This window comes from Rhizobium sp. FKY42, assembly GCF_005222835.1.
Classification (GTDB): domain Bacteria; phylum Pseudomonadota; class Alphaproteobacteria; order Rhizobiales; family Rhizobiaceae; genus Neorhizobium.
On the sequence record NZ_STGA01000048.1, the window covers coordinates 1 to 5,355 of the forward strand.

General features: G+C 55.4%; 4 protein-coding genes. All 4 read right to left on the bottom strand.

All coding sequences use genetic code 11. The annotated features are described in order from the left end of the window. Window positions 1–37: 37 nt before the first annotated feature. The gene (locus tag E8M78_RS18410; protein ID WP_137136442.1) at window positions 38–1,078 is read right to left on the bottom strand and encodes a hypothetical protein; all 1,041 of its coding nucleotides are present in this window, start codon (window positions 1,076–1,078) and stop codon (window positions 38–40) included. 1,032 nt (window positions 1,079–2,110) lie between these two features. Further along, entirely contained in the window at window positions 2,111–3,193 is a 1,083-nt protein-coding gene (locus tag E8M78_RS18415; protein WP_137136443.1) for a hypothetical protein, read from the bottom strand. Next, the gene (locus tag E8M78_RS18420) at window positions 3,178–3,972 is read right to left on the bottom strand and encodes a hypothetical protein (protein WP_137136444.1); all 795 of its coding nucleotides are present in this window, start codon (window positions 3,970–3,972) and stop codon (window positions 3,178–3,180) included. The genes E8M78_RS18415 and E8M78_RS18420 overlap by 16 nt, the downstream gene beginning before the upstream one ends. 215 nt (window positions 3,973–4,187) lie before the next feature. Further along, the gene (locus tag E8M78_RS18425) at window positions 4,188–5,327 is read right to left on the bottom strand and encodes an RHE_PE00001 family protein (protein WP_137136445.1); all 1,140 of its coding nucleotides are present in this window, start codon (window positions 5,325–5,327) and stop codon (window positions 4,188–4,190) included. Window positions 5,328–5,355: the final 28 nt, after the last annotated feature.

Below are 5,355 nucleotides of genomic sequence, written 5' to 3' on the forward strand. Positions count from 1 at the left end.
TGCCAAATCCGCGTGACTGACGCGTAGCAATGCCTCTTCACAACCAATCGGAATTTTCGCAACAGAGCCGCGCAAACAGGTTGAGATCGGGGTTCCAAATCGAGCTCGCCATAGCCAGCCGAAGTTCGAGCTCCTCTTCAGGAGATACCGCTACGATGAGAGGTTCAATCTCATCGCCCATCTGGGCGAAGACCTTCTGATTGTTGATTCGTAGAAGGCCCTCATTTCGAATGAAGATACGGAAATACCCAAGTATGGCTTCACGCCTGATTGGCCAAGGTTGGCCGTGCTTTGCAGCAATCGCGAGTGGCCCCATGAAGCGGGGAACATCCCATTCGGCCAGCATCCCAAGCGCATGGATCACGATCGGTGCGCTGGAGAGGGGGCCGCCTTGCTCGATGTACCGGATAAGCGTCTCGGCGGCTCGGTTCGGATAGCCTCGGCTAGCGCTTAGCAGCAAATCGATCAGCAGGAAGGCATGGGTTTGCGATGGCGCTTCGATGAGCGCCTGCAGCAGAATACCGTGCGCAATAGTAAAGGTCGTGCGATCCCACCGGTTGCTGCTTCCCGCTGAATGTTCGACCGTAAACTCCTCACCGCGATTTTGGGCGAAACCCGATCGAAAGGCGTCTAGGGCGATTTCCTGTTTTTCGGTTTCTTCGCTAAACCAACCGGCCATTATCCGTCTAAAATCGTCTGGGCCCCAATCGTGGACCCGTTTGAGTTCTGGATCGGGGTCCGGCTTTGCAGCCGGGTCATAGGCAACGACTGAATTCAGGCGGGCAGGAACACCGCCGCGCACGGCTTCTCCATCCGCCCGATACAGCGAAAGGTAGACACGTTCACCACAGGCAGCGAAAAAAGCGTGCCGCATGACTTCGAAAAAGTTCTGCAGGTCCCCCAGATCGACGGTGTCCAATACTGAAAACACATCCGCTAGAGCCTGAGTTGGATCGATTTCGAGATGACCGCCGATCTGATCGCGAATGGGTCGATATCGGTTGAGGACGGACTCAAACTGGTATCCGGACAGGAACGTGGCGAGAGCGGAAGATGGACCGAGTGGTTCAGCCGCCATCAGGTCGTTAAACCCGACCATAGTCTGTAGCGCACCCGACGCGGTAGGTCGTGTTATCAGACAATCTGCGAAACTCACCAAGTCGGTGACAAGGCGAGACAGAAGGACACGCCGCACTCGAGGAAAAGCCGCAAATCGATCGAGCGTCAATCGATCCCAGCGAATCCACCGTGCGATCAGAGTAAGTTGAGCAGCGCGGTGATGGATCGGGGTGTTGCCCGATCCGGCTATAGTGCCTGGTCGGGTCATTGCGAGCGGGTCCGACGCGTATTCCGCGCGAGCCGGCAGTGCAGATTGTTGAAATTGAGCGAGTGCCGAAACGAAGCCAGGATCAGCCAGTTCCGGAGGCGGAGAGGTTAGAGGAACGTAGCCAGGAAGATTGAGGGACGCAAGCAGACCGTAGATCTCAGCTGCGCCTTCGACAAATGTTCCAATCTTGCTTGTCTCAATATCATTCCAAAGTTCGATACGTTGGCCGAAATCCAGATCTTGGACATGTGCTCCAAGCTTGTGCCGCGCCGTCTTAAAATATTCGTCAAACCAACTGGCGTAGGCTTCTTTAGCCTCATGAAACTTTTGGTCGGCGCCGAAGGCCCGGACGAACTTTCGAATCTGGCGTGCATGTGCAATGACGTCATATGCTCGGATCAGTATATGGCGCGCTATCAAGCGGGCATTCCAAGCGTCCGGCGCGCTATTCGCGAGAGCGAATGCGAGATGGAGTTCCTCGGCGAGGAACCGCAATTTGTCGAGGCGGGCAGATAGCTCGGTCATTGTTGTCAATTAACCCATTACCGGACCGGAAGACGTGCAACACGAAACCCGTGCCCAATAGTTTTAAATTAAGTGCCACTAACAACAGGAACGGGCGCATTCTAACGATTAACTGTCAAACGACAGTAGCGCCGCCCGTGACCCCGGAATTATTAGGAATGCCTGTTGAACAATCGCCGAAAAGCATGCATGGTCAGCGGGTACTTTTCCCCATACCGGCTTAAATTCGACAACTTTGTTGTGCGAGCCCCAGTCTCATCACCGCGTAAAAATAGTGCTCCATGCTTCATTTATTGCTTCGCCAGGTACAGGGTCATCGATGTTTTCCAACAGTACGCTCAGGAGAGTTCTGTAGCTGTAAGGGCTTAATCTTACGCTGAACAATTTTAGCAAATTTCGCCACTCGTGCATTTTCTGAGGGCCGCTAAACATCAATCTCGAACGAACAATCTCAGGCTTGATCGCTCTGAGCGATCCGAATAGATCAGGCGATTCAACGCTCAATATGCCGTCCCCCAGATTAAAGTCGTCGATCAGGATCGTGAACAGCACGCCGATCCGCCGATAATCATCATGTATCCTGAAAAGCCTGTCCGTTTCCCGGATTACCAACGGCTTATCGTCCTCTTCAAGAGTACCATCGCGCCTCTTTGCAGCGATCACGGTGTCGGACAGGGTACTCCCATGAAGCAAAGAACTTAGTTCTAGGAAGCGAGGAACCGCAAGCTGATCAAGAAATTCTTTGCGGATTCCGGTAAACCGCACAGTACCCAGTTTGCTCACATGCATTTCGATCCTTGACAGATTTCTTGATATCCACCGAGCCGTCGATTGCTCGCGAGCAGCGTTCAGCAAGTAATCCCAGCCCGCGGTACGCAGAACCGAATTTGTATACGAAGTTGCTGACAGCGTAGAGTGCCGCCTTCCAAAGATACCATCCAGATTCCGGTGGGCGATTAGGACCTCTCCATGGTCATTCAACAGGTCGAATATTTGAGCGCGCAGTGCCCATGCGCTCGCGTTCCTCGAAGCGACGTCTACCAGGTAGGGCGCCAGTTCTTCTATAGTACCCACTTGTAAAGAGCCGTCTTCAACGAAACCAAAAAGATATAGCCCTTTAGGGTTGGGTACGGTAACGGGGGCCGGAAGAATCTCATGGTCATCTAAAGAGATCTCCCGGTATCCCGAGACGGTCCTTGACCACTCGTCCACCATCTGAATGAACTTTCCTGCGGAACTGTCGCGCCGAAAGATCGGCAAAACGAAGCCCACTGGAGCGGGGTCGAGCTTCGCATACCCGACTAGCTCGAACGCTGGAGAGGCGTTCAGATTAGGCGCCATCTGCGATACATATCCGTGACCTCGGCCTCAATCAGGGCGTAGTAGTAATCGGCATTTCGTCCAGGGCGGAACTTATAGGGAGCGACTTCACAGCCTGCGTCAGCCAATTCCTCCAGCCATGGCGCTTTGGAACCCAAGCCATATATTGAGTCAGGAACCACAATAGCCTTAAGGTGAGGGACAAATTCGACATCCGAGTCAAAAGACACCTCTATGGCACTGATGCGATCGTCGGGTTCATTTCTCCCTCTTGATGTAATCAGATCAAGAAAAGCAGAGGAAGCGAATTGCCAATTCTCAACGAGGCCCTCCTTTCGAATCTTATCGGTCTCTCCTAAGAAGTATCGATCCAATGACCCAAACACCTTTGCGATGAGGCGATTGACTCGCTCGGCGCTCATCAGGTTGAATTCTTCTTTCGGTATTTCCTTAAGCAGCGCATGGTCGTACATACGAGAAGCGTGTGCACCTGTGTCAAACGCATAGATGTCAGACGCGTTCGATAGCAATATACCGTCCAAAATGAAGCACATTGGACATGCGGCAGCTACCTTGATAGGACCATCGCCATGCACCCGATAGCTCGGTCTGCCGTAAAAAAAATACGCCCTTGTAGTCTCGAAGACACTGCACCATGATGCGCGGATGTTGCCGCTCTTAATCACGGCCTCGCCCGTAATGCACTTTGTTATGTGCGTTAAGGGCAAAAACTTCCAGGAAGGGTTCGGTTCTTCATCGACCCACTCTCTGAAGCCATGTATACTTTGACCATCGGTCATTCAACACCTCAGTGCTTTGCCCGATAGTAGTTGCACGAGGACGCGTCTGATGGAAGAGAGCCGCCAGATGCAAATCGTTTTCCAGTGAAAATTCCCGTTTCGGTCATGACCTGTGGCAGGTCACGTTCAACCGCCCCTAATCTGCAACGAGCTTCGACCTATCCAACGAATTGGGGAGCGCTTTGTGCTGGATCGACCTCGTCCGCCGCGAGCGTTTACACGATCCCCCATGCCCGAAACCTCCCCCTCCCCGTCATCTCCCTCAAGCCCAGCTCCAAAACGATCCGCCGCGCCGCCTGTGGCGTGACCTCCAGCGTCTTCGCCACCATCCCGGCCGACAACAGCGGTTTCGCCATCACCAGCTCTACCAGCTCCGGCAGTTTTGACGACGTCCGCCGCCCCTCCAGTTTTCGGTCCATCATGCTCTTCGCCAACGTCAGCCGGTCATGTTCCTTCATGCCGATCTCGGCCGCCGCGATCAGACCTTGGGCAATGGCGAGCAACCGGGTCTCCCGGTCACGATGCCGGCGCCGGTCGACCGGAATGGTTTTGAGGCCGAGATTGATGGCCGCCAGATGGGCGCCGGTGGTAATGCAGGCTTCCCGCAAGATCGACGCGGCCAACAGGCGCCCGAGCCAAGGCGCGTGCTGGAGGACCGAAATCTCGTTCCAGGCATCGAGGGCAATGATCGCCTGCAGCACCGCCGGCAGCTCCTGTGCCTTTCGCAACACGCCGCGCCATTCGTCGAGCCGGGCGTCCTCATCCCAGTCGAGGTCGTAAACCATTGGATCTTTTTCCTGGCCGCCGGCGCGGCCTGGCCGTTTGGCATTCTCGATCGCAGCTTCGGAGCGGGCCAGAACCGCGTCGATGGCGGCATAGTCGACACCAGGAAGGTTTTCGGTGTCGTCAACATCGTCCCCCTCCCCTTCCGCTTCGATCGCGACCGCCGCCCGAATAACTCCGGCCGTCGTTGCCTCGTCCCCGCCGCCCGACGCGATCTCCGAGGTTTTCCGTAGTGAGCGGATGCCGTCGGCAGAGAACGCCCAATCGGGGGATTGGCCGGCGATCCGCCGGCGCGTGCGCAGCACGTCGCGGGCGATTGTCAGCTCATGAGTGGGTGTGCGAATATCTCGCGTAGCGTCGTGGAGGACGAGGTCTTCGAGATGGACGAGTTCGCCGTCGATCCACAGCGAGGCGCAGGCGTCGGTGAATTGGGATCGTTCGATCCAGCCCTGGCCGACCGGCGAACGGGCGATGCGCTCGTCCAGGCGGGTGAGCGCGATGCCGGCGTCGAAAGCCGGCCGCATTAGGGCTGTCATGCTGATTTTCGCGAGATCGTAAGCCATTGAAATCATGGTAAATGATTTTCTAAAGGAACTCTAT